Annotated in this window: 1 protein-coding gene; it reads right to left on the reverse strand. The window is 71.5% G+C overall.

Annotated features, from left to right (window positions below; translation table 11 throughout):
• A partial coding sequence (locus ACIGWZ_RS39360; protein ID WP_400072861.1) for an SDR family NAD(P)-dependent oxidoreductase occupies positions 1-3209 on the reverse strand: 3209 nt, incomplete at both ends.

Raw genomic sequence — 3209 nt, forward strand, 5'->3', positions numbered from 1 at the left:
TAGGGGGTGAAGGCGTCGGCGCAGTTTTCGATTTGTTGTCGGAAGGTGGGGTTGGTGCGCAGGAGTTCGGTGGCCATGGCGGGCCATTGGGAGCCCTGTCCGGGGTAGACGAACACGATCTTCCCGGGACTCGCCGACGCCGTGCCGCGGATGACGTCCGCGTGGGGGTGCTGACGGGCGAGGTCGCCGAGGCGGGCGACAAGGTCGTCGCGTCCGGCACCGACGACGACGGCGCGGTGGGGGTGGTGGGTGCGGGTGGTGGCGAGTGAATGGGCGATGTCGGCGGGGTCGAGCTCGGGCCGGTCGGCGACGTACTCCAGCAGCCGTCGGCCCTGAGCGGCCAGCGCTCCGTCCGTCTTGGCCGAGAGGGGCCAGGCCAGCACCGGCGGGGCAGCCGTGTCATCGTCCGCCGTGGGGGCCGCCGGCTCGGGTGTGACGGGTGCTTCGAGGATGAGGTGGGCGTTGGTGCCGGAGATGCCGAACGAGGACACCGCCCCGCGGCGCGGCCGGTCGAGCTCGGGCCAGGGGGTCTGCTCGGTGAGGAGGCTGACGACCCCCGCTTCCCAGTCGACGTGTGAGGTGGGCTCGTCCACGTGCAGGGTCTGGGGCAGAACTCCGTGCCGCATGGCCATGACCATCTTGATGACACCGGCGACACCGGCCGCGGCCTGGGTGTGCCCGATGTTGGACTTCACCGACCCCAGCCACAACGGCCGCTCGTCCGGGCGGTCCTGGCCATAGGTGGCCAGCAGTGCCTGCGCCTCGATCGGGTCGCCCAGCTTGGTGCCGGTGCCGTGCGCCTCGACGGCGTCCACATCACCGGGCGACAGGCGGGCGTTGGCGAGGGCGGCCCGGATGACCCGCTGCTGCGATGGACCGTTCGGCGCCGAGAGCTGACTGGAGGCGCCGTCCTGGTTGGTCGCGGTACCGCGGATGACGGCCAGGACCGGGTGGCCGTTGCGCTCGGCGTCCGAGAGACGTTCGAGCAGGATCAGCCCGACGCCTTCGGAGAAGCCGGTGCCGTCGGCGCCGGACGAGAATGCCTTGCACAGACCGTCGGGCGCCAGCCCGCGCTGCCGGGAGAACTCCAGGAACGCGGCCGGGCTCGCCATGATGGCGACGCCGCCGGCGAGTGCCATGGCGCATTCACCGTTGCGGATGGCCTGCGTGGCGAGGTGGATGGCGACGAGGGAGGAGGAGCACGCGGTGTCGACGGTGACGGCCGGGCCTTCGAGGCCGAGCGTGTAGGCGATCCGGCCGGAGGCGACACTGGTGGCGGTGCCGGTGAGCAGATAGCCCTCAAGGTCCTGGTGGACGTGGGTCGAGTCGCCGCCGTAGTACTGGGCGCAGATGCCGGTGAAGACGCCGGTGCCGCTGCCCTTGAGGGAGGCGGGTGTCATGCCGGCGCGTTCGATGGCCTCCCAGCTCGTCTCCAGCAGCAGCCGCTGCTGCGGGTCGGCCGCCAGCGCCTCGCGCGGCGAGATGCCGAAGAAGTCCGCGTCGAACTCGGCCGCGTCGTGGAGGAACCCGCCCTCACGGACGTAGGTCTTGCCCGGCTGCCCGGGGTTCGGGTCGTAGAGCTCGTCCAGGTTCCAGCCGCGGCCCTCCGGGAAGTGCGAGATCGAGCTGCGGCCCTCGACGAGTTGCCGCCAGAAGCCCTCGGGGGTGTCCGCACCGCCGGGGAAGCGGCAGGCCATGGAGACGATGGCGATCGGCTCGTCCACCTCGGCCGCGCGGGCGGGAACCGGAGCCGTTGCCGCGGCGACGGCCCCCGTCAGTTCGCCGTGCAGATGAGCGGCGAGTGCCGTGACCGTCGGGTGGTCGAAGATGAGGGTGGCCGGGAGGCGGAGGCCGGTGGCCGTGGTGAGGCGGTTGCGGAGTTCGACGGCCGTGAGGGAGTCGAGCCCCAGGTCCTGGAAACCGCGCTCGACGTCGAGGGCGTTGGGGTCGGTGTGCCCGAGGACGGTGGCGCTGTGGGTACGGACGAGATCGAGCAGCATCCCGCGCCGCTCGCTCTCGCTCAGCCCGGCGAGCCGCTGCGCCAAGGGCAGGGAACGCACGTTCTGCCGCCCGGAGTTGCGGGTGCCGGGCGTGCTGACGAGGCCGCTGAGCACGGCCGGCAAGGTGCCGTTGCCGGCCTGGGCACGGAGCGCGGGCAGGCTCAGGCCGATGGGCAGCAGGTTCGGGCGGCCAGCGGTCAGCGCGGTGTCGAGGAGGCTGAGGGCGTCCTCGGTCGGGAGCGGCATGATTCCGGCCCGGTTCATGCGGGCGAGGTCGTTCTGGTCGAGGTGGTTGGTGAGGCCGCTGGTTTGGGCCCAGTGCCCCCAGGCGAGTGAGGTGGCGGGGAGTCCTTGGGTGTGGCGGTGGGTGGCGAGGGCGTCGAGGAAGGTGTTGGCGGCGGCGTAGCCGCCTTGGCCGGGGTTTCCGAGGGTGCCGGCGGCGGAGGAGTAGAGGACGAACGCGGCGAGGTCGTGGTGGCGGGTGAGTTCGTGGAGGTGCCAGGCGGCGTCGGCTTTGGGGCGTAGGGCGGTGTCGACCTGCTCGGGGGTGAGGGTGGTGATGGTGGCGTCGTCGAGGGCGCCGGCGGTGTGGATGACGGCGGTGAGGGGGTGCTCGGCGGGGATGGATTCCAGGAGTGTGGCGAGGGCTTGGCGGTCGCTGGTGTCGCATGCCGCGATGGTGACGTCGGCGCCGTGTGCGGTGAGTTCGGCTTCGAGTTCGGGGGCGCCGGGGGCGTCGGGTCCGCTGCGGCTGACGAGCAGCAGGTGTCGTGCGCCGTGGTCGTCGGCGAGGTGGCGGGCCACCAGGCTGCCGAGGGTGCCGGTGCCGCCCGTGATGAGGACGGTGCCGTCGGGGTTGAGGTCGTGGGGGAGGGTGAGGGCGAGTTTGCCGATGTGGCGAGCCTGGCTGAAGTAGCGGAAAGCGTCCGGAGCATGGTGGATGTCCCAGGCGGTGACCGGCAGGGGACGCAGAACCCCCGTCTCGAAGAGGTCGCGGAGTTCACCGAACATGGCGTGGATGCGGTTGGGCCCGGCCTCGGTCATCACATCGAAGGCGCGGTAGGCGATGCCCGGGTGGGCTTCGGCGAGGTCTTCGGGTTGGCGGATGTCGGTCTTGCCCATTTCGATGAAGCGTCCGCCGGGGTTGAGGAGGCGGAGTGAGGCGTCGGTGAAGTCTCCGGCGAGGGAGTTGAGGACGATGTCGAGGTG

This window comes from Streptomyces sp. NPDC053427 (assembly GCF_044544985.1).
Taxonomy (GTDB): Bacteria; Actinomycetota; Actinomycetes; order Streptomycetales; family Streptomycetaceae; genus Streptomyces.